Annotated in this window: 24 protein-coding genes and 1 tRNA gene; 14 read left to right on the plus strand and 11 right to left on the minus strand. The window is 65.4% G+C overall.

What is annotated here, in order from left to right; all coding sequences use genetic code 11:
- Positions 1–101: 101 nt before the first annotated feature.
- A tRNA-Leu gene (locus GFS60_RS13345) sits at positions 102–175 on the minus strand.
- A 101-nt stretch (positions 176–276) separates the two neighbouring features.
- Between GFS60_RS13345 and GFS60_RS13350 the strand changes: the two genes are divergently transcribed.
- Together GFS60_RS13350 and GFS60_RS13355 are read left to right on the plus strand one after the other, a co-directional pair.
- Positions 277–903 (plus strand): ANTAR domain-containing response regulator, encoded by a 627-nt coding sequence (locus tag GFS60_RS13350; protein ID WP_109329396.1) that lies wholly within the window; start codon positions 277–279, stop codon positions 901–903.
- A 159-nt stretch (positions 904–1,062) separates the two neighbouring features.
- Entirely contained in the window at positions 1,063–2,388 is a 1,326-nt protein-coding gene (locus GFS60_RS13355; RefSeq protein ID WP_159921849.1) for an ABC transporter substrate-binding protein, read from the plus strand.
- Positions 2,389–2,470: 82 nt separating this feature from the next.
- On the opposite strand, the gene GFS60_RS13360 is transcribed toward GFS60_RS13355, so the two are convergent.
- From GFS60_RS13360 to GFS60_RS13375, 4 genes are read right to left on the minus strand one after another with little or no spacing between them, the layout of a single operon-like run.
- Positions 2,471–3,265 (minus strand): ABC transporter ATP-binding protein, encoded by a 795-nt coding sequence (locus GFS60_RS13360; protein ID WP_109329398.1) that lies wholly within the window; start codon positions 3,263–3,265, stop codon positions 2,471–2,473.
- A complete protein-coding gene (locus GFS60_RS13365) occupies positions 3,262–4,281 on the minus strand; it encodes an ABC transporter ATP-binding protein (RefSeq protein ID WP_159921851.1) in 1,020 nt (339 codons plus the stop codon). The genes GFS60_RS13360 and GFS60_RS13365 overlap by 4 nt, the downstream gene beginning before the upstream one ends.
- Entirely contained in the window at positions 4,274–5,263 is a 990-nt protein-coding gene (locus GFS60_RS13370) for a branched-chain amino acid ABC transporter permease (RefSeq protein WP_159921853.1), read from the minus strand. The genes GFS60_RS13365 and GFS60_RS13370 overlap by 8 nt, the downstream gene beginning before the upstream one ends.
- 4 nt (positions 5,264–5,267) lie before the next feature.
- Positions 5,268–6,638 (minus strand): branched-chain amino acid ABC transporter permease, encoded by a 1,371-nt coding sequence (locus tag GFS60_RS13375; protein ID WP_236603450.1) that lies wholly within the window; start codon positions 6,636–6,638, stop codon positions 5,268–5,270.
- 223 nt (positions 6,639–6,861) lie between these two features.
- On the opposite strand from GFS60_RS13375, the gene polA reads away from it, so the two are divergent.
- A complete protein-coding gene (gene polA, locus GFS60_RS13380; RefSeq protein WP_201453565.1) occupies positions 6,862–9,606 on the plus strand; it encodes a DNA polymerase I in 2,745 nt (914 codons plus the stop codon).
- Between the two features lie 87 nt (positions 9,607–9,693).
- Here polA and trxA read toward each other — a convergent pair whose 3' ends face one another.
- From trxA to GFS60_RS13395, 3 genes are all read right to left on the minus strand, one after another.
- Complete coding sequence (gene trxA, locus GFS60_RS13385; protein WP_109329403.1) at positions 9,694–10,062, minus strand: thioredoxin; 369 nt, start codon at positions 10,060–10,062, stop codon at positions 9,694–9,696.
- Positions 10,063–10,136: 74 nt separating this feature from the next.
- Positions 10,137–11,135 carry a helix-turn-helix domain-containing protein gene (locus tag GFS60_RS13390; protein WP_109329404.1) on the minus strand — a complete coding sequence of 333 codons (999 nt, stop codon included), beginning with the start codon at positions 11,133–11,135 and terminating at the stop codon, positions 10,137–10,139.
- A gap of 210 nt (positions 11,136–11,345) precedes the next feature.
- Complete coding sequence (locus GFS60_RS13395; protein ID WP_159921855.1) at positions 11,346–11,867, minus strand: 2'-5' RNA ligase family protein; 522 nt, start codon at positions 11,865–11,867, stop codon at positions 11,346–11,348.
- 19 nt (positions 11,868–11,886) lie between these two features.
- Between GFS60_RS13395 and GFS60_RS13400 the strand changes: the two genes are divergently transcribed.
- The 6 genes from GFS60_RS13400 (at position 11,887) to GFS60_RS13425 (ending at position 17,306) form a co-directional block, all read left to right on the plus strand.
- Positions 11,887–12,984: an isocitrate/isopropylmalate dehydrogenase family protein gene (locus GFS60_RS13400; RefSeq protein WP_159927150.1), complete on the plus strand. Its 1,098-nt coding sequence runs from the start codon at positions 11,887–11,889 to the stop codon at positions 12,982–12,984.
- 165 nt (positions 12,985–13,149) lie between these two features.
- Entirely contained in the window at positions 13,150–14,079 is a 930-nt protein-coding gene (locus GFS60_RS13405) for an ABC transporter substrate-binding protein (RefSeq protein WP_159921857.1), read from the plus strand.
- Positions 14,080–14,099: 20 nt separating this feature from the next.
- The gene (locus GFS60_RS13410; protein ID WP_284708525.1) at positions 14,100–15,083 is read left to right on the plus strand and encodes an amino acid ABC transporter permease; all 984 of its coding nucleotides are present in this window, start codon (positions 14,100–14,102) and stop codon (positions 15,081–15,083) included.
- Positions 15,080–15,841: an amino acid ABC transporter ATP-binding protein gene (locus tag GFS60_RS13415; protein WP_109329408.1), complete on the plus strand. Its 762-nt coding sequence runs from the start codon at positions 15,080–15,082 to the stop codon at positions 15,839–15,841. Before GFS60_RS13410 ends, GFS60_RS13415 begins: the two co-directional genes overlap by 4 nt.
- Positions 15,838–16,530: an ABC transporter ATP-binding protein gene (locus GFS60_RS13420; protein ID WP_159921859.1), complete on the plus strand. Its 693-nt coding sequence runs from the start codon at positions 15,838–15,840 to the stop codon at positions 16,528–16,530. Before GFS60_RS13415 ends, GFS60_RS13420 begins: the two co-directional genes overlap by 4 nt.
- Complete coding sequence (locus GFS60_RS13425) at positions 16,527–17,306, plus strand: ABC transporter permease (RefSeq protein ID WP_159921861.1); 780 nt, start codon at positions 16,527–16,529, stop codon at positions 17,304–17,306. Before GFS60_RS13420 ends, GFS60_RS13425 begins: the two co-directional genes overlap by 4 nt.
- 28 nt (positions 17,307–17,334) lie before the next feature.
- Here the strand turns inward: GFS60_RS13425 and GFS60_RS13430 are convergent, their stop codons facing one another.
- Entirely contained in the window at positions 17,335–18,231 is an 897-nt protein-coding gene (locus GFS60_RS13430; RefSeq protein ID WP_159921863.1) for a class I SAM-dependent methyltransferase, read from the minus strand.
- 214 nt (positions 18,232–18,445) lie between these two features.
- On the opposite strand from GFS60_RS13430, the gene rpsA reads away from it, so the two are divergent.
- Positions 18,446–19,933, plus strand: a complete 1,488-nt coding sequence (rpsA, locus tag GFS60_RS13435; protein ID WP_109329412.1) for a 30S ribosomal protein S1 — start codon at positions 18,446–18,448, stop codon at positions 19,931–19,933.
- Between the two features lie 151 nt (positions 19,934–20,084).
- Here the strand turns inward: rpsA and GFS60_RS13440 are convergent, their stop codons facing one another.
- Positions 20,085–20,306, minus strand: coding sequence for a hypothetical protein (locus GFS60_RS13440; RefSeq protein WP_109329413.1), 222 nt, complete (start codon positions 20,304–20,306; stop codon positions 20,085–20,087).
- Positions 20,307–20,475: 169 nt separating this feature from the next.
- Between GFS60_RS13440 and coaE the strand changes: the two genes are divergently transcribed.
- Positions 20,476–21,690: a dephospho-CoA kinase gene (coaE, locus tag GFS60_RS13445; RefSeq protein ID WP_159921865.1), complete on the plus strand. Its 1,215-nt coding sequence runs from the start codon at positions 20,476–20,478 to the stop codon at positions 21,688–21,690.
- 2 nt (positions 21,691–21,692) lie between these two features.
- Here coaE and GFS60_RS13450 read toward each other — a convergent pair whose 3' ends face one another.
- Positions 21,693–22,208, minus strand: a complete 516-nt coding sequence (locus GFS60_RS13450) for a DUF402 domain-containing protein (protein WP_159921867.1) — start codon at positions 22,206–22,208, stop codon at positions 21,693–21,695.
- A gap of 76 nt (positions 22,209–22,284) precedes the next feature.
- Here GFS60_RS13450 and uvrB point away from each other — a divergent pair, with 76 nt between their 5' ends.
- From uvrB to GFS60_RS13465, 3 genes are all read left to right on the plus strand, one after another.
- Entirely contained in the window at positions 22,285–24,447 is a 2,163-nt protein-coding gene (gene uvrB, locus GFS60_RS13455) for an excinuclease ABC subunit UvrB (protein ID WP_109329415.1), read from the plus strand.
- A 22-nt stretch (positions 24,448–24,469) separates the two neighbouring features.
- The gene (locus GFS60_RS13460) at positions 24,470–25,342 is read left to right on the plus strand and encodes an SCO6745 family protein (protein ID WP_159921869.1); all 873 of its coding nucleotides are present in this window, start codon (positions 24,470–24,472) and stop codon (positions 25,340–25,342) included.
- 199 nt (positions 25,343–25,541) lie between these two features.
- On the plus strand, positions 25,542–25,994 hold the full coding sequence (locus GFS60_RS13465) for a universal stress protein (protein WP_109329417.1): 453 nt from the start codon (positions 25,542–25,544) through the stop codon (positions 25,992–25,994).
- Positions 25,995–25,996 lie beyond the last annotated feature (2 nt).

The raw sequence follows: 25,996 nt of genomic DNA on the forward strand, positions 1-25,996 counted from the left end.
GCAGCCCGCAGGCAGTGGTGCGGACGGTGCGATAGCAGTCCATTGCGCGAAGTGCAGGTCAGGGATGACCCTGACCTGCACTTGATGCGACTGTCCGGCAGTGCCCTCGGTGAGACTCGAACTCACACTGGACGGGTTTTGAATCCGTTTCCTCTGCCAATTGGGATACGAGGGCGTGTTGCGCTGTACCACTGTAGAAGATCGTCGTCGGGAGTCAACCACCGGTACCCTCTAACCGTTCGCTCCCCGGCTTCGGGGTCGTCCGAGCAGAGGAGAATGGTGACCATGAACGCTCCGCAGCCGCAAGGCGTGCCGACCCCGCCGCGACGGGTCGTGGTGGCCGAAGACGAGGCGCTGATCAGGCTGGACCTCGTCGAGATGCTGCGTGAAGAGGGTTACGACGTGGTCGGTGAGGCCGGTGACGGGCAGACTGCGGTCGATCTGGCGGTCGAGCTGAAACCCGACCTCGTCATCATGGATGTGAAGATGCCGAGGCGTGACGGCATCGATGCGGCGTCCGAGATCGCCGCGAAACGTATTGCCCCAGTGGTTATTCTCACAGCGTTCAGTCAGCGAGACTTGGTCGAACGGGCCCGTGACGCGGGCGCAATGGCGTATCTGGTCAAACCGTTCTCCGTCGCCGACTTGGTGCCCGCCGTGGAGTTGGCAGCCAGCCGGTTCAAGGAAGTGACCGCACTGGAGCGGGAGATCTCCGACCTGTCCGAACGGCTCGAGACACGCAAGGTCGTCGAGCGCGCCAAGGGCGTGCTGATGGACAAGCAGTCACTCACGGAACCCGAAGCGTTCCGGTGGATTCAGCGGGCAGCGATGGATCGCCGTTCGACCATGAAAGCGGTGGCCCAGGTGGTCCTCGAGACTCTCGGCGGCGAGAAGCCCCAGTAACACTTTACGGCCGCGTAAACACTGACCGCATCAAGGTCACAGTAAGGTCACGAGCCGTTCGCCGAGGGTCGCGAACGCCGCCGGACAGCTAGCGTCTGATCCCACAGCGGACGCCAACTCGGGTGGCGTCCGTACACAGGTGATCTAAGGAGACTTTGGATGGCTAAACGGACCCTCGTGCGGGCGGCCGCGGTTCTCGGCGCGGCGAGCCTCGCACTCGCAGGTTGCAGTTCGGACAGTGGCGACGAGTCCGCAAGCGGAGGCGACGGTGCCGCCGCCTCAGCCACCACGGTGACCACCGACTGCACCCCCGAAGAGGCGACGGCCGGAACGACACCGTCCACGGCGCCACTGAAGATCGGCACCCTGCTGCCCGACACCGGTAGCCTCTCCTTCCTCGGGCCGCCGATGGTGGCGGGCACCCAGCTCGGTGTCAACGACGTCAACGCGGCCGGCGGAGTGCTCGGTCAGCCCGTGCAGTTGATTCCCGGCGACTCGGGCGACACCACCACGGATACGGCCAACTCCACCGTCGACCGCGAATTGGCCGCGGGCACACAGGTGATCGTCGGTGCGGCGTCGTCCTCAGTGTCGCTCAAGGTCATCGACAAGGTGGCCAGCGCGGGTGTCGTGATGTTCTCGCCGGCGAACACGTCCGACCAGTTCGTCTGCTACGCCGACAAGGGGCAGTACTTCCGTACGGCCCCCACGGACGTGTTGCAGGCTCAGGCTGTGTCGCAGCTCATCTCGGACGACGGCGGCCAGCGGGTGTCCGTCCTCGCACTGAACGATCCCTACGGCACCGGGCTCGCCGACAACATCGTGAAGAACCTCGCCGACGCCGGCATTCCGGAAGATCAGATCCAGAAGATCATCTACGACCCCAACGCACAGTCGTTCAACTCGGAGATCGATCAGGTCAAGGACTTCGCCCCGGATGCTGTGGCAGTAGTGGGATTCGAGGAGTCGGCCAAGATCATCACTCGTATGCACGAGGTGGGCATCGGCCCGTCCGACGGCATGAAGGTCTACGGTGTCGACGGCAACATGGGTAACGCGCTCGGCGAGGCCGTAGCGCCGCCGCTGCTCGACGGGATGCAGGGCACCACTCCGCTCACCGACGTCGGTCCGGCGTTCCAGGATCGCCTCAAGGGCATCAACGGTGCGCTGATCGACTTCAACTACGCCGGTGAGTCTTACGACGCCGTCATGGTCTCCGCGCTGGCTGCGGAGGCGGCGAAGTCGACGGCGGGCCGCGACATCGCCGCCAACATCAACAACGTCACCGAGGGTGGCACACCGTGCACGTCTTACCAGGAGTGCCTGCCGCTCGTGCAGGCCGGAACTGACATCGACTACAACGGCGTCACCGGCAAACTCGACTTCAGTGATGCGGGCGAACCCTCCATCGGTTCGTACGGAAAGATGAAGTTCGGTGCCGACAACAAGCTGACGACGGACGGATACATCGTCGTGGGGGAGTGATCCTTCTCAGCTGAAACGTACTGTGTTTCAACGAACTGTGGGCCAGGGAAACCCCTGGCCCACAGGTTCGTGTGTGTGCGGACTATTTCTTCTCTTGACTGCCCGCCAGCGTGCCCAGGTACAGTTCGATCACCTTGGGGTCGTGCATGAGGTTGGGTCCCGAGTCGGTGTAGGCGTTGCGGCCCTGGTCCAGAACGTAGCCACGGTCGCAGATCTGGAGGCATCGACGGGCGTTCTGCTCCACCATGATCACCGAGACGCCCGCGGCGTTGATCTTCTTGCAGCGGATGAACACCTCGTCCTGGAACATCGGGGAGAGTCCGGCGGACGGTTCGTCGAGGAGCAGTACGGACGGGTCCATCATCAGCGCCCGGCCCATTGCCACCATCTGCCGCTCACCGCCGGAGAGGGCGCCGGCCTTCACTTTCCTGCGTTCGATCAGCAGCGGGAAAAGATCGCCCACGAAGGCGAATCGCTCGTCGAATGCCTTCGGGCGCAGATACATTCCCATCTCGAGGTTTTCCTCGATGGTGAGCGAAGGGAAGACGTTCTGCGTCTGCGGAACGTAGCCCACACCCTTCTGGACGAGCACGTGCGCGGGCTTGGCCGTGATGTCCTCGCCACGCAGCGTCACCGAGCCCTGCCGGACCGGAATGAGTCCGAACAAGGACTTCAGCAGTGTCGACTTACCGGCGCCGTTGGGGCCGATGATGCCGACGATTTCGCCTTCGCGAAGGAAGAAGTTACATTCGCGCAGAATGTTGACGCCGGGAATGTATCCCGCGACCACACCGTCGGCCCGGACGAGAGCGCCCTCGGCGAGCCGTGCGTGCTCCTCGGGCGTGGCCGCGAATTCCGCTGGGGTCAATTCGGTCATGGGTTCTCACGCCTCAGCTCGGTGATGTCGGGTTCGGAGAGGTCGCCGCCGGTCTCGAGGGTCTGCGCCTCCGCAGTCTCGAGCGCCTCGGCGAGCGCCGCAGTCTCGCCGACGGGGTTTCCTTCGTCGTCGAACTCCAGTGCCTGATCGTGGTGGCTGCCCAGATAGGCGTCGACGACGGCGTTGTTCGACGAAAGGTGAGCGGGTGTGGATTCGGCGATGACGCTGCCCTGTGCCATGACCACCACCCAGTCGCTGATGTCGCGGATCACGTCCATGTCGTGTTCGACGAAGACGACGGTCATGCCTTCGTCGCGCAGCGATTTGATGTGCCCGAGCAAGCTCTGAGTGAGGGCCGGATTCACGCCCGCCATCGGTTCGTCGAGCATCACCACGGTCGGCTCGGTCATCAGCGCGCGCGCCATTTCCAGCAACTTGCGCTGGCCACCGGACAGCGAGCCGGCGAGGTCGTCGGCCTTGGTGTCGAGCTTGAATCGTGCGAGCAGTTCATTGGCCCGCTCCGTGACGTCCTTCTCCTGCGCCTTCCACATCCACGGCAACAGGCTGGTGAGCATGCGTTCACCGCGCTGGCCGGTGGCGCCGAGACGGACGTTGTCCAGCACAGTCAGCTTCGACAGCGCCTTCGTGAGCTGGAAGGTGCGTACCACGCCCCTGCGCGCCACCTGATGCGGATACATCCGGCCGAGGGACTGGCCGTCCATCGACCAGGTGCCACTGTCGGGCCGATCGAAACCGGTGAGGAGGTTGAACAGGGTGGTCTTGCCCGCACCGTTGGGGCCGATCAGCCCGGTGATGCACCCACGCTGGATCTCGAGGTGCGCCACGTCGACGGCCTTGAGTCCGCCGAAGGTGCGGGACACGTTGTCCACCACCAGAATCGGGTCGGGTTTGGGAGCGCCGGGGACCTGGGGGACGTCGGCGAAGATCGCCTCCCGCTCCTCGGTCGTGAGGGTGGTGACGGTCTGCTGATCGTCGGGCAGTCTGTGGTCAGGCATTGAGCTGCACCTCCCGCTTGTTGCCCAGTATGCCCTGCGGACGGAACACCATCAGGACCGCGATCATGATTCCCAGCAGGACGAACCGCATCGCACCGACCTGCTGTTCCGTCAGCGGCAACAGGGGGTCGGGGCCGGAGATGGCCTGCCGCAAGAGCGCGTCGGGGATGGCGAGCAGGAACCAGAACAGCATCGCGCCGATCACGGGTCCGAAGACGGTGGCCGCGCCACCGAGAATGAGGGCGCCGAATGCGAAGAAGGTCTGGGCGGTGGAATAGAAGTCGGGGTTGATCGACTTGGTCTGCAACGCGTTGAACACGCCACCGAGCCCGCCGATCATGCCGCCGAGAACGAGCGCCTGCATCTTGTAGACGAAGACGTTCTTGCCGAGCGAACGGGCGGCGTCCTCGTCCTCGCGAACCGCCTTGAGTACGCGACCCCACGGGCTGTGGGTGAGGAGGTACACGAACCCGCAGAGGACCAGCACGAGGGTCCAGCCGACCACCATGGACCACAGGTCGTCGCCGTAGAACTTCACGCCGAGAAAGTTGTACTGCTTACCGGAATCGAATGGGCTGAGAGAGGTGAACGGGTCGGCGAAGCCGAACAGCCCGTTGGTCGAACCGGTGATGGAATCTGATGCGGTGGAACGGAAGATCAGTCGCAGGATCTCGGACGCCGCGATGGTGACGATGGCGAGATAGTCGGCCCGCAACCGCAGAGTCGGAATACCGAGAACGAGAGCGAGGAGGCCGGCGGCGGCGAGACCGACCAGGATGCCGAGCCATAGCGGTTGCTCGTAGGTGACGGTCATGATGCCCACGCCGTATCCGCCGAGAAGTGCGAACCCGATCTGGCCGAAGTTGAGCAGGCCGGCGTAGCCGAAGTGGAGGTTGAGACCGATTGCCAGCAGCGCGTAGAAGATCGCCGAGGGGCCGATCAGCTGGGCGAGTGAGACCTGGAGTGCTCCGGGAATGTCCATACGATCACCCGATCCTTTGGCGGCTGCCGAGAATGCCCTGAGGCCGGACGACGAGGATGACGATCAAGATGAGCAGTCCTCCGATGTACTTGAGGTCGGGGTTGATCACCAGGGTCGACAGCTGTACCAGCATGCCGACGATCACGCAGCCGAGCAGTGCGCCGTAGGCGGTGCCGAGTCCGCCGAGGGTGATACCTGCGAACATCAGCAACAGGAGTTTGAAACCCATCTCCCACTGCACGCGGCCACCGAGTTCCGAGATGCCGAACAGGACACCACCGAGCGCGGCGAGTCCGCCGCCGAGCCCCCAGACGAACCGGATGACTCGTTCGACGTCGATGCCGGAGGACGCAGCGAGGTCGCGGTTGTCGGCGACGGCACGCATGGCCTTGCCGATGCGGGTCTTCTGCAGCAGGAGGGCAACGCCGACCAGGACGACGAGGCTGATCCCGATGGACACGAGGTTGGCGTCGGTGATGGCGATCGGACCCCAATGCCTCTCCACCTGGGCTTGGTAGTCGACGAAGGGTTCGGCGCGGTCGGAGAAGAAGATGAGGATCAGGTACCGCAGGGCGATCGCGAGGCCGATCGACACCACGAGCTGGGGGATCAGTCCGGTCTTGCGCTTCCGCAGGGGTCGCCAGATCCCGGCGTCGTTGGCGACGCCGATCAGGACACCGACGATGATCGCCAGGATCGTGGCCGGGATCAGCTGCACCCCGAACGACACGTTGATGACCCAGGCGGCGACGGCGCCGAGCGTGACGAGTTCACCGTGCGCGAAGTTGGTCAGGCCGGTGGTGCCGTAGATCAGGCTCAGCCCGACCCCGGCGATGGCGATCACGAGGCCGAACCTCAGTCCGTCGATGAGCTGGCGGATCAGCTTCTCGTAGAACGGAACCGCCGAACCTGTCCGGGCCTCACCGAAAGAGAAGATGACCGTGTTCGCGCGGCCGGCCACCACCTGACGATCCACGGTTCCCTGCACGCTGACGCCCTCGGGGAGCGACTCGGCGACGATCTCGAAGGTGTACCTGCCCGGCGCGACCCGGAGTTCCCAACGCCCGGTTTCCGCGGACTCCGTCGAGGCGACCTCTGTTCCGTCGGCGTCCAGCGCCCGCACCGTCACACCCGCGAGCCGCTCTCCGGCGTTGTTGAGATTGCCGCTGACCGGAACGGCATTCTCCGGGGGCGCAGGTTGGCCGGTGGCAGGCGGCGGCGCCGGTGTCGGGGTGGGTTGCTGTGCTGCCGCGGAACCGCCGAACGCGATCGCCGCGACGAACCCGAGCAGGAGGAGGACGAACGCACGGCGCAGTTGCCGGGTGACCGGCCCCCGTCTCGTGCGTTCCCTCACGGACATCGGTCGCGCACTCACTGGGAGTCGCTTCCTCACGGTTGGGGCCACGCAGGTCCTCCGAGGACGTGTAGTTCGGTCAGGTCGTGCAGCGTCGGGCCCGTCTTTCCGCCCGGGCTGCGATTTCCGGACTCTAACGGGTCGAGTCGCGCGAAATCGGGTTCTACGATTTCCGGCGCGTTTCGGTTGAGTTTCGAACCGTCCGGCTGATCGGTGTCGGATCCGCTCCCTAGACTGGGCAACCGTGAGCCCCGCAACCACACCCCGGTCCACCACGTCCCTCGCGTCCGTCACGGCCGCGCCGGACGAGACTCGCCCTACCCTGATGCTGCTCGACGGCCATTCGCTGGCCTTCCGTGCGTTCTATGCCCTGCCCGCCGAAAACTTCAAGACTCACAGCGGGCAGGTCACCAACGCCGTCTACGGGTTCACGTCGATGCTGATCAATCTGCTGCGGGACGAACAGCCCACGCACGTCGGCGCCGCCTTCGATGTGTCGCGGCAGACGTTCCGGGCCGAGAAGTTCCCCGACTACAAAGCGAACCGCAGCAAGGCTCCCGACGAGTTCAAGGGGCAGGTCGAGATCACCAAGGACGTCCTGGGTGCTCTCGGTATCCCGGTGATGGCCGAGGAGGGGTTCGAGGCGGACGACATCATCGCCACCCTCACCACCCAGGCCGAGGCGCTCGGTTACCGCGTCCTCGTGGTGACCGGTGACCGCGATTCGCTCCAGTTGGTCAGCGACGGGGTCACGGTGCTGTACCCGAAGAAGGGTGTGTCGGATCTGACCCGGTTCACCCCGGCCGCAGTGGAGGAGAAGTACGGGCTCACTCCGGCGCAGTACCCCGACTTCGCTGCCCTCCGCGGCGACCCGAGTGACAACCTGCCGGGTATCCCAGGAGTAGGCGAGAAGACCGCCACCAAGTGGATCCGCGAGTACGGGGATCTGGTGGGCCTCGTCGACAATGTCGATCAGGTGCGCGGCAAGGTCGGTGACGCGCTGCGCGCCAACCTCCCCAACGTCCTGCTCAACCGGGAACTCACCGAGATGGTGCGGGACGTGCCCCTGCCGTACACCCCGGACCAGCTGATTCTGGCCCAATGGGATCGCGAGAAGATCCACGCGCTGTTCGACGACCTCGAGTTCAAGGTGCTGCGGGATCGGCTGTTCGCCACGCTGGCGCCGGTGGAAGCAGAAGCAGAGGAGGGCTTCGAGGTCCGCGGCGGTGCGCTCGAACCGGGTGCTGTCGCAGACTGGCTGGCGGCACACGCGTCGAGCGGTGCGCGCTCCGGTGTGTCCGTCGTCGGCACCCGCACCCCGTACGGCGGTGACGTGACAGCCATCGCGATCGCCGCGGCGGACGGGGAAGGTGCCTACATCACCACGGTCGGCGCCACGCCGGAGGACGAAAAGGCACTCGGCTCCTGGCTCGCCGACGCGGAGCAGCCGAAAGCCCTGCACGAGGCGAAATGGGCAATGCATGCTCTGCGCGGACGCGGCTGGGTACTCGGCGGACTCACCAGCGACACGGCCCTGGCGGCCTACCTGGTCCGCCCAGGTCAACGCACCTTCAACCTGGACGACCTGTCTCTGCGGTACCTGCGCCGGGAACTGCGCGTGGAAGAGACCGGGCAGGAGCAGCTTTCACTGCTCGACGACGCCGACCAGGTAGATGCCGAGGCCGCGGAAGCGGAAATTCTCAGTGCCAGGGCCGTACTCGATCTGGCGGCGGCACTCGACACCGAACTCGCAGACATCGAATCGACCGCCCTGCTGTCCGAGATGGAACTGCCGCTGCTCGAAGTACTCGCAAACATCGAAGCCGCGGGAATCGCCGTCGATTGCGAGCACCTCAACGACCTGCAGAGCCGCTTCGCAGCCGAGGTGTCACAGGCGGCGGAGGCGGCCTACGGCGTCATCGGCAAGCAGATCAATCTGGGATCGCCGAAGCAGCTGCAGGTTGTGCTGTTCGACGAACTGGAGATGCCGAAAACGAAAAAGACCAAGACGGGATACACCACCGACGCCGAGGCGCTGCAGAGCCTCTTCGAGAAGACGTCGCATCCCTTCCTCGAACATCTGCTGGCTCACCGCGACGCCACCCGGCTGAAGGTCACGGTCGACGGGCTGCTCAAAACGGTGGCCGAGGACGGGCGCATCCACACCACCTTCAACCAGACCGTCGCGGCCACCGGCCGATTGTCGTCCACCGAGCCGAACCTGCAGAACATCCCTGTACGCAACGACGCCGGCCGACAGATCCGGGACGGGTTCGTGGTCGGTGAAGGGTTCGACACGCTCCTCACGGCCGACTACAGCCAGATCGAAATGCGCATCATGGCCCACGTCTCCGGCGACGAAGGACTGATCGAGGCATTCAACACGGGGGAGGACCTTCACAGCTTCGTTGGGGCACGGGCCTTCGGCGTGCCCATCGAGGAGGTCACTCCCGAGCTGCGCAGGCGCGTCAAGGCGATGTCGTACGGCTTGGCATACGGGCTGAGCGCTTTCGGCCTCGCCGCTCAGCTGAAGATTTCGACCGAAGAGGCGAAGTCGCAGATGGAGGCATATTTTGCGCGATTCGGCGGGGTCCGCGACTACCTGCACGCGGTAGTCGAGCAGGCACGCAAGGACGGGTTCACGTCGACGCTGTACGGCCGTCGCCGCTACCTTCCCGACCTCACCAGCGACAACCGTCAACGGCGTGAGGTGGCGGAGCGGGCGGCGCTCAACGCCCCGATTCAGGGCACCGCAGCCGACATCATCAAGGTCGCGATGATCAATGTGCAGCGTTCACTGCGCGAGGCGGGACTGAAGTCGCGGATGCTGTTGCAAGTCCACGACGAACTGGTACTCGAGGTGGTCGAGACGGAGCGGGAGCAGGTGGAGCAACTGGTCCGCGACAACATGTCTTCGGCCATCGAGCTTTCGGTGCCGCTCGACGTGTCGGTGGGCACCGGACGCAGCTGGGACGCCGCCGCCCACTGAGCTGAGCCTCACAGAGATTCTGAGCTGAGCCTCCAAGAGCCTCGGGGCCGGACCTCAGAGGGATTCGGGGCGACGACGTCCTTTGCGTTATTCGGCCGGTGTCTGCTCGGCGATCTGCTTGCGTACCTCGTCCATGTCAAGGGCCTTGACCTGCGTCACCAGATCTTCGAGCGCCGCCGGCGGGAGAGCTCCCGGCTGGTTGAAGACGAGAACGCCTTCCCGGAACGCCATGATGGTCGGGATCGAGCGGATGTTCGCTGCCGCCGCGATTCCCTGTTCGGCCTCGGTGTCGACCTTCGCGTGCACCACGTCCGGGTGTTGCTCCGAGGACTTCTCGAAGGTGGGCGCGAAGCTGCGGCACGGGCCGCACCAGGACGCCCAGAAGTCGACGAGGACCACATCGTTGCCGGTCACGGTCTCGTCGAAATTCTGTTGAGTCAGGGTCTTGGTGGCCACGAGGGTCCTTTCGTTCGGGAACGGTCGTGCCAGTACAACGCGGGAGTGTCGCCGATTCTTCCCCCGCAACCGCCTCAGCCGACGCGCTCGGTGTTCCGGAAGGTGCGCCGGTACGCCTGTGGGGTGGTGTGTCGTAGGCGGAGGAAGTGCTGACGCAGCACAGCCCCTCCGCCGAAGCCGACCCGTTCGGCGATGACGTCGACCGACAGGTCCGAATTCTCGAGGAGCTGTTGTGCGGCCAGCACGCGCTGATCGCTGAGCCACCGCGCCGGGGTGGTGCCGGTCTCGGCCTGGAATCGCCGCGCGAACGTACGCGGCGACATATTGGCCTTTGCCGCGACGGCCGTCACCGAGAGGTCGAGGGCGAGGTGTTCGGTCATCCAGTCCAGCACCGGTCCGAGGGTGTCGATCGACGTCGACGGCAACGGCATCGCGACGTACTGGGCCTGACCGCCGTCTCGATGCGGCGGGACCACCATGCGGCGGGCGATACCGTTGGCCACTCTGCTGCCCTGTTCCTTGCGCACGATGTGCAGGCACAGATCGATGCCGGCCGCGGTGCCCGCGCTCGTCAGCACGGGGTCGTCGTCGACGTAGAGGACATTGGGATCGACGGTGGCGCCGGGATGCAGTGCGGCGAGCCGCTGGGCGTGCCGCCAGTGGGTGGTGCAGCGGCGGCCGTCGAGAAGTCCCGCGGCGCCGAGAACGAAAGCGCCGTTACACAGACTCGCGACCTTCGCTCCCCGCTCGACGGCGGCACGAAGTTTGTCCAGCAACGGGTCCATGCACGGGTCGGGATCCTTCGCGCAGACGTACGACCCGTCCGCTTCCGCGTAGGTTCCGCCCGCCGGGACGATGATGAGGTCTGCGTCGTCGAGCCGGTCGAGGTCATACGGGACGTCGATGCCGTAGCCGAATCGTGTGCGGATCGGTTGGGAGACGCCGGCGACGAGTGAGAAGTCGTAGGTGGGAAGTCCGTCGTCGGATCTGTCGAATCCGAACACCTCGCAGGCGACGCCGAGTTCGAAGGCTTCGGTAAGCGGCATCAGCGGTACTACGACCTTTTTCAACACCGCACCAGTATGGCAGAAATAATTCGAACTATGACGTTTCTGCCACTATTTCTCGGAAGCTGCCGGCGTAAGGCTTAGGGCATGACAATCCTGGTTGTGGTTCTGCTCGTGTTCCTGGCACTGGCTGCCTTGGCGCTCGCCGACCGCACGCCCGACACGCACAACGACGTCACCCAGCACGGCGATTTCCGGTTTTGAGGGCGAGTCCGGTCACGGCGGGGCCGTCACGGTCCACTCGCGTTTGGCATCTCCGTCCCATCGCCGTACCACCGAGGCGCGGCCGATGATGTCGCCGCCGTCGAGTAGTCGTACGGCGTCGGCGATCTGATCCGCTGGCAGGCGCCGCGCCAGAGTGACGTGGGGAGTCCATTCACCCGGACGGATGTGCGGCGTCACCTCGGTGGCGTGCTCGGCGAGATCGAACACCGACCGGTGTAACGACAACAGGGCCTTGGACGGCACCACCAGACGCGACAACGTGACGTGCCTGCCGCCGAACATGACCAGTCCTCCCAGACGGACATGGAACGACGGGGTGGGGATACGGCGCCCCAGGAGCTCGTCGATCTCGGGCGGGATATGGCGCGCGACGAACAGTGTGACGTGCGGCCGATTCGACAGTGCGCGAACGCGAGTTCTGCTCGGCAGACCGGCGTCCCAGAGGAGTTTCCACTCGTTGCGCACGGCGTCGTCGGTCGCCTCGTCGAACAGCAGTTCCACCGACTGGACCATGGTAGGCAATGATGGCCTCATGGGTGGTCCTACGGCAAACAACTCGGATAAACGCATCGGCGTGATCCTCGGTGACGGCATCGGTCACGAGATCGTTCCGGCAACGCAGCGCGTGGTGACCGCGGCCGTCACCGCCGCCGGTGGGGCCGACGTCGACTGGGTGACGTTGCCCCTCGGGCTCGATGCGATCGACTCCCACGGCACGCCGCTGCCGGACTCCACCCTGGCGGCCCTGGCGGAGCTCGACGCGTGGATCCTCGGTCCGCACGACAGCGCGGCCTATCCGGAACCGTTCCGCGGGCAGCTGACCCCTGGGGGAGTCATCCGCAAGGAATTCGACCTGTTCGCCAACATCCGCCCGGCCCGTTCGCTGGAGGGGGTCGCCTCGATGGTGCCGGACATGGATCTGGTGATCGTTCGCGAGAACACCGAAGGCCTGTATGCGGATCGAAATATGTTCGCCGGCAGTGGCGAGTTCATGCCCACCCCCGATGTGGCCCTCGCAGTCGGCGTCGTCACCAGGCGGGCCTGTGAACGCATCGCACACACAGCGTTCGCGCTCGCCCGGACCCGGCGGCGCCACGTGACGATCGTGCACAAGGCCAACGTCCTGTCGTTGACGACGGGACTGTTCCGTGACGTCTGCCGGGACGTGGGCGAGCGCCACTACCCGGATGTTCAGATCGATGACCAGCACGTCGACGCGATGACCGCCCACCTGGTGCGCCGCGGACGCGACTTCGATGTCGTGGTGGCGGAGAACATGTTCGGTGACATCCTGTCGGATCTCACGGGCGAGCTGTCCGGCTCACTCGGCACCGCGCCGTCGATCAACAGCTCCGACACCCAGGTCATGGCGCAGGCGGCACATGGTGCGGCCCCGGACATCGCGGGACACAACCGGGCCAATCCCACGGCGCTGATGCTGTCGGCCGCGATGATGCTCGACCTGCTCGGCGAGCGCCGAGCCGACCGGCACCTGGTCGGTGCGGCGACCCGGATCCGGGATGCCGTCCGGTCGACGATCGCGTCCGGAGTGGCCACTTCTGACCTGGGTGGACTCGCGTCGACCAGCGAATTCACCGAGACCGTCCTCGCCCGTACCCTGCGTCGGTGAAAGCGCGGTCACGGCACGGCACGGGCCGTTAATGTTCGGTAACGACGTCTGCAGATGTGGGTGCCGTAACCTACCGTTCGACTATTCGGAGTTCGCGAGTTCTCCGTCGCCGTAGCTCGTACGGTGCAACACGATTTTCGATGCATCACGATTTTTCTGGAGGACATGCCAGTGTCTGGTCGATCCGTCTTCACGCGTCGGCGCGTGGCCCGAACCATCTGTGCACTGGCGGGAAGCAGCGCGCTGCTCCTCGCCGGCTGTGCCAGCAATACCGAAGGTGGCGGTTCCCCTTCGGGTGACGCCGCCGCCACGGTGGAAGTTGAGAAGGTGGATGCCATCGCGGCCGAGTTGCCGGAGAAGATCGCGTCGTCGGGCAAGATCGTGGTCGGCGTGAACATCCCGTACTCGCCCAACGAGTTCAAGGATCCCAGCGGAAAGATCGTCGGCTTCGACGTGGATCTCGTCGACGCGGTCGGCAAGGTACTCGGGGTCACGCCGGAGTACACCGAAGCCGACTTCGACAAGATCATCCCGTCGATCCAGGCCGGCAGTTACGACATGGGCATGTCCTCGTTCACGGACACCAAGGAACGCGAGCAGTCCGTCGATTTCGTCACGTACTTCAGCGCGGGCGTGCAGTGGGCCCAGCCTGTCGGTAAGAATGTCGATCCCAACAACGCGTGCGGTCTGCGGGTCGGGGTGCAAACCACCACCATCGAGGACCTCGAGGAAGTACCCGCCAAGAGTGCCGCGTGTGTGGCGGCCGGTAAGCCGGCGATCGAGATCGTGAAGTTCGACAGTCAGGACGACGCCGCCAACGCGGTCGCCCTCGGCAAGGTCGATGCCATGTCCGCGGATTCGCCCGTCACCGCCTACGCGATCAAGCAGAGCGACGGCAGGATCGAGGCGGCGGGCGAGGTCTTCGACGCCGCGCCCTACGGCTGGCCCGTCGCCAAGGGATCGCCCCTCGGACCCGTTCTCCAGAAGGCCATGCAACACCTCATCGACGACGGCACATATCAGAAGATCGCGGAGAACTGGGGCGTCCAGGCCGGCGTCATCACGACTTCGCACATCAACGGCGCCACGAGCTGAGCGGTTGACGAGTGTCTGATCTGGAAAAGGTGCCGGGCGATGTCACGACCGCGACGGGTTCGGATCCCGAGCCGATCAAAGCGATCCCGCTGCGACGGCCCGGGCGCTGGATCGCTGCGATCGTCGTCGGGTTACTCCTCGCTCTGTTCGTCAACGGTGCCCGCACCAACGAGGCGTATCGTTGGGACATCTACATCCGCTACCTGTTCGACGCGCGAATTTCCGCAGCGGCCTGGAACACGATTCAGCTGACGATTCTGTCGATGGCGATTGCCATCGTGCTCGGCGTGCTGCTCGCTGTCATGCGGTTGTCGCCGAACCCGGTGCTCAAGGCGTCGTCCTGGGGTTATCTGTGGATCTTCCGCGGCACCCCGGTATACGTCCAGCTGGTGTTCTGGGGCCTGTTCCCGTCCATCTACAAGCAACTCGACCTCGGCATCCCCTTCGTGCACCAGTTCGTGCACATCGACCTGCAGGGCATCAACGCGGCGTTCCTGTTCGCGGTGATCGGCCTGGGCCTCAACGAGGCCGCGTACATGGCCGAAATCGTGCGGGCCGGCGTCAACTCGGTCGCCGAGGGGCAGACCGAGGCGTCGGTGGCGCTGGGCATGACGTGGTCGCAGACGATGCGGCGGACAGTGCTGCCACAGGCGATGCGGGTCATCATCCCGCCCACCGGCAATGAACTGATCAGCATGCTGAAAACCACCTCGCTGGTCACCGCGGTCCCGTACAGCCTCGAACTGTACGGCCGTGCCAGAGACATTTCGGGTGCCAACTTCCAGCCGATTCCGTTGCTGATGGTCGCGGCCACCTGGTACCTCGCCATTACGAGTCTCCTGATGATCGGGCAGTTCTACCTCGAGCGGTACTACTCGAAGGGCGCGACGCGCAAGCTCACCGCCCGGCAGTTGCAGGCGCTCGCCGACGCGCAGGGCAAGCCGCTGGTGATCGAACCCGGCCCCGAGACGCTGCCCGACACACCCGGAGGGGAACGAAAATGACGCCGATGGTCAAGGCGGACCAGGTGTGCAAGAACTTCGGTGCGCTGAAAGTACTCAAGGGCATCTCACTCGAAATCGGCCGCGGGCAGGTGCTGTGCCTGGTCGGCCCCTCGGGGTCCGGCAAGTCGACATTCCTGCGCTGCATCAACCACCTCGAGCAGGTCAATGCCGGGCGGCTCTACGTCGACGGTGAACTCGTGGGGTACTCGGAGCGGAACGGCAAGCTGTACGAACTGCATCCCCGTGCGGCGGCGAAGCAGCGGCGCGACATCGGCATGGTCTTCCAGCACTTCAATCTGTTCCCGCACCGGACCGCGCTCGAGAACATCATCGAGGCGCCCACCCAGGTCAAGCGGCTCAGCAAGAAGAAGGCCGTCGAGCGTGGACGTGAACTGCTGGCCCAGGTCGGGCTGAGCGAGAAGGCCGACGCCTACCCTGCCCAACTGTCGGGCGGTCAGCAGCAGCGGGTCGCCATCGCCCGGGCACTCGCGATGGACCCGAAGCTGATGTTGTTCGACGAGCCCACCTCGGCGCTCGACCCGGAACTCGTCGGTGAGGTCCTCACCGTCATGAAAGACCTTGCGGCAGGCGGCATGACCATGGTCGTGGTCACTCACGAGATGGGGTTCGCCCGCGAGGTGGCCGATCAACTGGTGTTCATGGACGCCGGCGTGGTGGTCGAATCGGGAGAGCCACGCGAACTGCTGGCCAATCCGCAGCACGACCGCACCAAGGCGTTCCTGTCGAAGTTGCTGTGAGCGAGCCGGCGCTCTTCGACTTCGTCGGTGTCGACGTCGAGCAGGGCGGGACCCGTGTGCTGCGCGACATCGACGTGACCATTCCGGAAGCGGGAATCACGGTGCTGGTGGGGCGTTCGGGAGCCGGGAAGTCGACGCTGTTGCGATGCTGCAACCGGCTGGAGGTCCCGACCACGGGAGTCGTTCGGTTTCGCGGACGGTCGCTGGCCGACGTGGACGTGCTGGCGCACCGGCGGACGGTGGGCATGGTGTTCCAGCAGCCCACCGCATTTCCGGGAACGGTGCTGGACAACGTCCGTGCCGCCGACCCCGGTGTCGACGAGGCGCGCGGAGGTGAGTTACTTCGCCACGTCGGGCTCGACCCCGCAATGCTCGGGCAGGTGGCCGACACCCTGTCGGGAGGCGAGATGCAGCGCATGGTCCTGGCCAGGGCGCTCGCGACCCGGCCGTCGGTTCTGCTCGCAGACGAACCGACCGCGGCCCTCGACACGGAATCTTCGGCGCAGCTCGAGTCGCTCGTGCTGCGACTGGCGAAGGAGGGGATGCCCATTCTCTGGGTCACCCATGATCTCGGACAGATGCGCCGGCTGGCAGATCACCTGGTGGCCCTCGATTCGGGGCACATCGTTTATACCGGTGCCCCCGGCGACTATTCGGACCGTCCGATGGCGGGGGAGTCGGAGACGTGAGCTCGACGATCATCGGATGGGCCGGTCTTCTCGCATCGCTGATCTTCGTCGCTGTCGCTATCGGGCTCTCAGCGCAGCAACGGCTTTCGCTGACGACGCCGATCGTCGTCTCCGTGGCGCGTTCCCTCGTGCAGATGATGATCGTCGGGGTGGCGCTGGTTCCACTCGTGCGGCCACAGACCCCGCTGTGGTGGTCGTGGCTGTGGGTCATCGGCATCGTATTCTTCGCCGCGTACACGATCACGCGCCGGGCACCGACGGTCCCCGCGTTGTATGTCATCGCGCTGGCCGCCATGGCGGCGGTGGCCGTGGTGGGCCTGGCCGTGATCTTCGGCGCTCGGATCTTCGAGCTGAACGGGCGGACGCTCGTGCCCGTTGCCGGCATGATCGTCGGGAACTCGATGAAGTCCGCCGTCATCGCCGCCACGCGGGTCAGTGAGTCGGTGGCCGACCATCGCGCGGAGATCGAGGCCGGACTCGCTCTCGGGATGACACCTCGCCGCGCCTTCGATCGGCAGCTACGGTCGGCTCTGCGAACGGCTATTTCGTCCCAGATCGAGCAGACGGCAGCACTGGGCATCGTGTTCCTGCCCGGCGCTATGACCGGTCTGATTCTCGCGGGCGTCGACCCCATGGAAGCGGTGTTTGCTCAGCTCGCACTGATGTACGTCATTCTGGCCGGCGTCGTCATCGCTGTGGTGGTGACGGGTCTCGGCACGCTGCGGAGGCTCACCTCGGCCGATCAACGACTGGTACCCGTCGCCCGCGCCCGCTGACCTCTCGGGTGTCTGTGGCTGCCCCTGGCTACGGGCTGTCGGCGACAGGTTTGCGGCAACTGAAGATCGCCGTGCCGGGGAAGAGTTGGCCCCGTAGCGGGCTCCATTGACCCCATTCCCGATCGAGCCATTCGGGCCACTCGGGCTCGATGATGTCGCGCACTTCGAGTCCGGCGGCGACGATCTCGCGAACGCGGTCACCGATGGTGCGGTGGTGCTCCACGTAGGTCGGCACGCCGGCCGAGTCCACCTCCACGTAGGGCGTGCGATCGAAGTAGGGGAGCGTGGCGGTGAGGCCGCGCGGCCCGGGATCGTCGGGGAAGATCCACCGGATCGGATGGTTGACGGCGAACACCCACAGACCGCCGGGCCTCAGGACCCGGGCCACCTCGCGCATGACCCCCGCGGAATCGGCGACGAACGGAACTGCGCCAAAAGCCGAACATGCGAGGTCGAAGCTTCCGTCCGCGAACGGGAGGTGCTCGGCTCCTGCTTGAATCAGCGGCACCACCGGTCCTCCCGCACGTATGGCGTCGACGCCGCGGTCGAGCATCGCCCGCGAAATGTCGAGTCCCACCGGCCGCGCCCCCTGGCCGGCAAGCCACCGTGCGCAGGGAGCCGAGCCGCAGCCGACTTCGAGGACGTCCTTGCCGGCGACGTCGCCCAGCAGGTGGTGATCGCCCTCGTGAAGCCCCTCCGGGCACCACACGAACTCGCCGTCCGCCGCGTCCACCCCGAGGAACTCGCCATGGGTGCGGTGGTAGTCGTCGGCGTCGGCGTCCCACCACGCTCGGCTCGCGCGTTCGCTGGCCTCCGAGTCGACCCGGATGCGGCTGACTCCGGCGGTTCCGAGGACACTGTTGGCGGTGCCGTGGCGGTCGTCTTCGGGGGAGTGGGCGGGATCTGTCGCACGAGAGTCGGGCATGCGCAACAGACTAGAGCGTGGGAACGGACCCGGGTTTGCCCAGCTTGCCCAGGGGCGCGTAGCCTATTGCACGCGAGTGTCTACGTGCGCGACATCCGATTGGGTACGGTTCGAGTTTTCGTTCGGTTCCGGTCAGGTGTCGTTGCACTGTTCTCGTGCTTTGTCCGACAGAACACCATCAACCGACCACAACCCGTCCGGAGCAACTCAACATATGCCCTCCACCACCGTCACCTCGCCGCAGGTAGCCGTCAACGACATCGGCTCCGCCGAGGACTTCCTCGCCGCCATCGACGCAACGATCAAGTACTTCAACGATGGTGACATCGTCGAAGGCACCATCGTCAAGGTCGATCGCGACGAGGTTCTGCTCGACATCGGTTACAAGACCGAAGGCGTCATCCCTTCCCGTGAGCTCTCCATCAAGCACGACGTCGACCCCAACGAGGTCGTCTCCGTGGGCGATGAGGTCGAAGCTCTCGTCCTCACCAAGGAGGACAAGGAAGGCCGACTGATCCTGTCGAAGAAGCGCGCTCAGTACGAGCGTGCCTGGGGCACCATCGAGGAGCTCAAGGAGAAGGACGAGGCCGTCAAGGGCACCGTCATCGAGGTCGTCAAGGGCGGCTTGATCCTCGACATCGGCCTGCGTGGCTTCCTTCCCGCTTCGCTCGTCGAGATGCGCCGTGTCCGCGACCTCCAGCCGTACGTCGGCAAGGAGATCGAGGCCAAGATCATCGAGCTCGACAAGAACCGCAACAACGTCGTCCTCTCGCGCCGCGCATGGCTCGAGCAGACGCAGTCCGAGGTTCGCAGCGAGTTCCTGCACCAGCTCCAGAAGGGCCAGGTCCGCAAGGGCGTCGTGTCCTCCATCGTCAACTTCGGTGCCTTCGTGGACCTGGGCGGCGTCGACGGCCTGGTGCACGTGTCCGAGCTGTCCTGGAAGCACATCGACCACCCCTCCGAGGTTGTCGAGGTCGGCACCGAGGTCACCGTCGAGGTTCTCGACGTCGATCTCGACCGCGAGCGCGTGTCCCTGTCGCTCAAGGCCACCCAGGAAGATCCGTGGCGTCAGTTCGCCCGCACGCACGCCATCGGCCAGATCGTGCCCGGTAAGGTCACCAAGCTGGTTCCGTTCGGTGCCTTCGTGCGCGTCGAAGAGGGAATCGAAGGCCTCGTCCACATCTCGGAGCTGGCCGAGCGCCACGTCGAGGTCCCGGACCAGGTTGTCGGCGTCGGCGACGATGCGCTGGTCAAGGTCATCGACATCGACCTCGAGCGTCGTCGTATCTCGCTGTCGCTGAAGCAGGCCAACGAGGACTACAACGCCGAGTTCGATCCGTCCAAGTACGGCATGGCGGACAGCTACGACGAGCAGGGCAACTACATCTTCCCTGAGGGCTTCGATCCCGAGACCAACGAATGGCTCGAGGGCTTCGACAAGCAGCGTGAAGAGTGGGAGAACCGCTACGCCGAGGCTGAGCGTCGCCACAAGATGCACACCGCTCAGATGGAGAAGACCGCTGCAGACGAGGCCGCCGAGGCTGCCACCGCTGCTGCCGGCTACTCCTCGGAGTCGGGCGCAGGCGATGCCGACACCGCGTCGTCGTCCGCATCTGCTCCGGCGTCCGAATCTGCTGGTGGATCGCTTGCGAGCGATGCACAGCTCGCCGCTCTGCGCGAGAAGCTGTCGGGCAACGCCTAGTAGGCCCGCCTGACCCAGTCAGGCACAGAAAACGAGACCCCGCTCCTGCCCCGGCAGGAGCGGGGTTTTTTGTCGGTGCTGCCGCCCAAAACGACTGTGGCCCGGCCTTTGGTGAAGGCCGGGCCACAGTCGCGTGGAAGGACGCTGGGGTTCAGTTCGCGGTGACGGGAATCCAGTAACTCGACGACGACGCCTGGCCCTCCGAGCGTTTACGCATCGACGCGAAGCTGTGCTTGCCCTGGCTGATCATCGCGGTGAGCCACGTCCGACGATGCTCGGCGAGTGCCGAAGCGACCGCGGGTATCTCGAGGCAATGCACGCCACCCGCGGTGCCGAGGCGGTGCCGACCGGGCTGAAGGCGTTGCTCACGCATGGCGTTCCTCTTCTTCGAGAAGGTGCAGGTCGGGCCGTTCGCTAGAACATAACCGACCGTGCTGCCCATCGGTGGTATTTGGGATCGGTGAGTCTGCCGGTAACGGTGGGGGAGATGATGTCGGTGGGGTCGCGCAGGCGAGGGCAGGGTGGATGCCACACTGGGTGACGTGTTGAGAATCGGCCTCACCGGAGGCATTGGAGCCGGCAAGTCCACCGTGTCGACGATCCTGGCGGAACTGGGAGCCGTGATCGTCGACGCAGACCTGATCGCCCGTGAGGTCGTCGAGCCGGGCACCCCCGGCTTGACCGCTCTCGTGGAGCGATTCGGCAACGACATCCTTACGGAGGCCGGGGCGCTCGACCGGGCGGCCCTGGCGGCACGTGCCTTCGCGGACGAGGAATCGAGGTTGGCGCTGAACTCGATCGTGCATCCACTCGTCGGTGCGCGCACGGCGGAACTCATCGATTCAGCAGCGGCCGACGCGGTGCTGGTGCAGGACATTCCGTTGCTGGTCGAGGGCGGTATGGGCGCCGCGTTCCATCTGGTCCTGATCGTGTTCGTCGACGCGGAGGAACGGGTACGCAGACTCGTCGGGTCCCGAGGCATGCCGGAAGCGGACGCGCGGGCGAGGATCGCCGCGCAGGCGGACGACGAGCAGCGGCGGGCAGCCGCGGACGTCCTACTCGACAACAGTGGGGAGCCCGGGGCGCTCGAACCAGTGGTCAGGGCCCTGTGGTCGGAGCGGATCGCTCCCTTCGCGTCCAATATCCGTACCCGCACCGTCGTGCGGCCGTTGCCTGCACTCGTGGTGCCGGATTCGCGGTGGGCGGGAGAGGCCGCGCGGTTGATCGCCCGACTGCAGTTGGTGTGCGGGGACCGCGCGGTGCGGGTCGATCACATCGGGTCTACCGCGGTCGAGGGTATGCCTGCAAAGGATGTCATCGATCTGCAGGTCACCGTTGCCGACCTCGCGACGGCGGACGACCTCGCCGAACCGCTTGCCGAGGCGGGGTTTCCTCGTATCGAGCACATCACGGCGGACGATCCCAAGCCATCCTATCTTGGTGGCGAGACCGATCCAGCGTTGTGGGACAAGAGAATTCACGGGGGAGCCGATCCGGGCCGGCCGGTCAACATTCATCTTCGGGTCGATGGATGGCCCGGACAGCAGTTCGCACTGGTGTTTCGCGATTGGCTCCGAGCCCATCCCGATGTCCGGGCCGAGTACACCGATATCAAGGAGGGCGCGGCAGACAAGGCCGCCGGCCACAGCTCGTACGAGGATGCGGTCACCGCCTACATCGACGCGAAGACTCCCTGGTTTGACACGGCCTACTCCCGGGCGTGGGAATGGGCCGATCGCGCGGGCTGGAAGGCCTGACATCACCGCCAGTCGATCGGCATTCCGAGCGAGGCCAGCCACCGCCCGAGGTCGTGGCCGTGTGTGGCCAGGCCCTCGATGGCGGCGACGGCGGTAGTGATCGCCTTCTCGGCGGTGGCCGTATCGAGCAGACCGGCGCTGTGCGCCTCCATCAGCTCGTCCACATCCAGTAATTCAGTGCTCCGCCCGGTTCGCACGACCAGATCGAGGTAGTGGTCCTCCGACGTCCAGATGTCGTCGCCCCGGGTGAACACGCCGATGTCGACGTAGTGGTCCTGGTCCCGCCGATGCTCCGGCCGGAAATGGAAAATGGATGCCCGGAGTCCCAGGTCGGGAAGCAGCCACGACTCGAGGTAGTCGAACTGCCGATGGTCGGCCGTCCGCGCCATGTAGAGCCCCCACGGCTCGACGCGGAATTGCTCCACCGGACGGACGAATCCCTTCGGATCCGTGTTGGTGCTGTTGCGGAGATCGAAATATTCGATCTTGGGTGGGTGCGGATGAGCAGCGCCTTCCATGAGGCAGAACCTACGGCACTGCGCTGCCACCGGCGCAGGTCGGGACCTTGTCGGTCCCTGCGCTTACCCTGGTGACATGGCGTTTGCATCCGAGCACCCGGTGGTAGCACATTCCGAGTTCCGACCCATCGGTGAGATCGAGCGGTCGGAGGCGCGGTTCGAGGTCGTCAGCGATCACAAACCCGCGGGTGACCAGCCGGCGGCAATCGCGGAACTCGAGAAGCGGATCAACGCGGGCGAGAAGGATGTGGTCCTGCTCGGCGCCACCGGTACCGGCAAGTCCGCCACCACGGCGTGGCTCATCGAGAAAGTGCAGCGCCCCACGCTGGTCATGGCGCCCAACAAGACTCTAGCGGCGCAGCTCGCCAACGAACTGCGCGACATGCTTCCTCACAACGCAGTCGAGTACTTCGTGTCGTACTACGACTACTACCAGCCCGAGGCGTACATCGCTCAGACCGACACCTATATCGAGAAGGACTCGTCGGTCAACGACGACGTCGAGCGCCTTCGCCACTCCGCGACGTCGAGCCTGCTCTCCCGTCGAGACGTGGTGGTCGTGGCTTCGGTGTCGTGCATCTACGGCCTGGGCACTCCGCAGTCGTACCTCGACCGGTCGGTGCAACTCGAAGTAGGTGTCGAGGTTCCGCGCGACGCGCTTCTCCGGCTTCTCGTCGATGTTCAGTACACGCGTAACGACCTGGCGTTCACCCGTGGTTCCTTCCGGGTCCGGGGCGACACCGTCGAGATCATTCCGTCGTACGAGGAGTTGGCCGTCCGCATCGAATTCTTCGGTGACGAGATCGAAGCGCTGTACTACCTGCATCCGCTGACCGGCGACGTCGTCCGGCAGGTCGACTCCGTGCGCATCTTCCCGGCAACCCACTACGTGGCGGGTCCCGAACGGATGGAGCGGGCGGTCAAAGACATCGAAGCCGAACTCGAGGAACGCCTCGCCGACCTCGAGAACCGGGGAAAGTTGCTCGAGGCGCAACGGCTGCGGATGCGCACCCAGTACGACCTCGAGATGATCAAGCAGGTCGGATTCTGCTCCGGAATCGAGAACTACTCGCGGCACATCGACGGACGCGGCCCCGGCACTGCTCCCGCCACGCTCATCGACTATTTTCCCGAGGACTTCCTGCTCGTCATCGACGAGTCGCACGTCACCGTGCCGCAGATCGGAGCGATGTACGAGGGTGACATGTCCCGGAAACGGAATCTCGTCGAGTTCGGATTCCGGCTCCCCTCGGCCACCGACAACCGACCGCTCACGTGGGAAGAATTCACGCAGCGCATCGGGCAGACGGTGTACCTGTCGGCGACACCCGGCAAGTACGAGCTGGGCCAGGCCGGCGGGGAGTTCGTCGAGCAGGTGATCCGTCCCACCGGTCTGGTCGACCCGGAGGTGGTGGTGAAGCCCACCAAGGGGCAGATCGACGACCTCGTTCACGAGATCCGGGAGCGGGCCGACCGCGACGAGCGGGTGCTCGTCACGACATTGACGAAGAAGATGTCGGAAGACCTCACCGACTACCTACTCGAGCTCGGTATCCGGGTCCGGTATCTGCACTCGGACATCGACACGCTGCGTCGCGTCGAACTCCTCCGCCAGTTACGGCTCGGTGAGTATGACGTGCTCGTCGGTATCAACCTTCTGCGTGAGGGACTCGACCTGCCGGAGGTGTCCTTGGTGGCGATCCTCGATGCCGACAAGGAGGGCTTCCTGCGCAGCTCGACGAGTCTGATCCAGACGATCGGTCGCGCAGCTCGTAACGTGTCCGGTCAGGTCCACATGTATGCCGACAAGATCACCGACTCGATGCAGCACGCCATCGAGGAGACCGAGCGGCGCCGCGAGAAGCAGATTGCCTACAACAAGAAGATGGGCGTCGATCCGCAGCCGCTGCGCAAGAAGATCGCAGACATCCTCGATCAGGTGTACGAGGAGGCCGAGGACACCGCTGCCGGCGTCGACGTGGGTGGTTCCGGACGCAACGCCTCGCGCGGTCGCCGCGCCCAGGGTGAAGCAGGCCGCGCGGTCAGTGCGGGCGTCTACGAAGGCCGCGACACCAAGTCGATGCCGAGGGCCGAGCTGGCCGACCTGGTCAAGCAGTTGACGGATCAGATGATGAACGCTGCACGCGACCTCCAATTCGAGCTTGCCGGACGTTTACGCGACGAGATCGCGGACTTGAAGAAGGAGCTGCGTGGGATGGACGCCGCGGGCCTGAAGTAGCCGAGGCAGTACCGTCTGACTCATGGATGCACAGAGCGCCGGTCGAGCCGCTCGATCGTTGGAGTTGCTTCATTCCCTGAGCTACTTCGTACCCGAGGTCGGGGAACGACTGGCCGAGGTGGGGTTGGAGCCGGGCCGGATGGGCTACGTCGCCGGTCGGGCGGCTCCCATGGGTGCGGTGAACGCAGGGGTCGTCACCGCCGCTTTCTTCAATTTCAGCCCCGACGCCGTCGCCGCGGTGATCCCGCGGGCGTGGGATCTGGCCGCGCCGCACGTGATCGTCGAGGCTCGCTACCGTGCGGTCGGTGAGGCGTATGTCCGCCTGCTGGGGGAGTCTGTCATCGCGTCACCGGAGATGGCGGAGGCGGCCGACCTGCTGTCGACCGCGGCGCGAGGCATCCCCGGGGTCGAAGGCAGGCCGCTCTACGCCGGTTACGCGGCGTTGGAGTGGCCGTCGGCGCCGCATCTCAGCTTTTGGCATGCCCTGACAGTGTTGCGCGAGTATCGCGGCGACGGGCATACCGCGGCGTTGCAGACCGCCGGTCTGAGCGGGCTCGAGGCGCTGATCACCCATACCGCGACGGGCCGCGGGTTCCAGAAAAAGTTCGCGCTGACCCGTCGCGGGTGGAGCGAGGACCAGTGGAACGCCGCCTGCGACAGCCTTCGTGATCGGGAGTTGCTGGACGCTCGGGGTGAACTCACCGCGGACGGCAGCGACCTGCGCAATCTGATCGAGGATCTCACCGACGATATTGCGCTCACACCGTGGGCGGCGCTCGGTGAAGATGGGGTGGCACGCGTGGTCGAGCTCGCGACGCCGTGGCGCGACACCGTCGTGGCCGCCGGGGTATTCCCCGCAGGAGTGTTCGGTCCGAAGGTCCGCACCGCGAGCTGATTTCTCGTCGGGGGAGGTCACAGACGCGGACAGCGCGGCAATGTGACTGATCACGCAGGGGGGCGGTGCGCTGTGGCTTGTGCTGCAAATACCCCTATGTACGCACCGATACCGCTAGGGTCAGCGCAGTGGCCGCTGGGTCCGGACACGACGTGTGCGGGGCCCCGGCCAAGTGACCACCCCAGACATGGAGGAATGAATGAGCGCCTACCGGACCGTTGTCGTCGGAACCGATGGCTCCGAGTCGTCATTTCGGGCCGTCGAGAAGGCCGCTGCCATTGCGGGGGACGCCGGCGCCAAGCTGATCATCGCGTGTGCGTACTACCCGGCTGATCCCAAGGACGTCGGCCATGCGGCTGATGCGCTGGGCGACGAGGCCTACCAGATCACCGGTTCCGCGCCCACATACGAGATCCTGCGTACCGCGAAGGAGCGCGCCCACGCCACCGGGGCCAAGGATGTCGTGGAACGCGCAGTCGTGGGTGCGCCCGTCGAGTCCCTTCTCGCGTTGGTCGACGAGGTCGACGGCGGGCTTCTGGTGATCGGAAACCGCGGCCTCAACACGTTGACCGGACGACTGCTCGGCTCCGTTCCCTCGGATGCGGCCCGCAAGTCCACGTCCGACGTTCTGATCGTCCACACGGTCCGCTGAGC

Source organism: Rhodococcus sp. WAY2 (genome assembly GCF_009859915.1).
In the GTDB taxonomy this organism is placed as follows: domain Bacteria; phylum Actinomycetota; class Actinomycetes; order Mycobacteriales; family Mycobacteriaceae; genus Rhodococcus_F; species Rhodococcus_F oxybenzonivorans.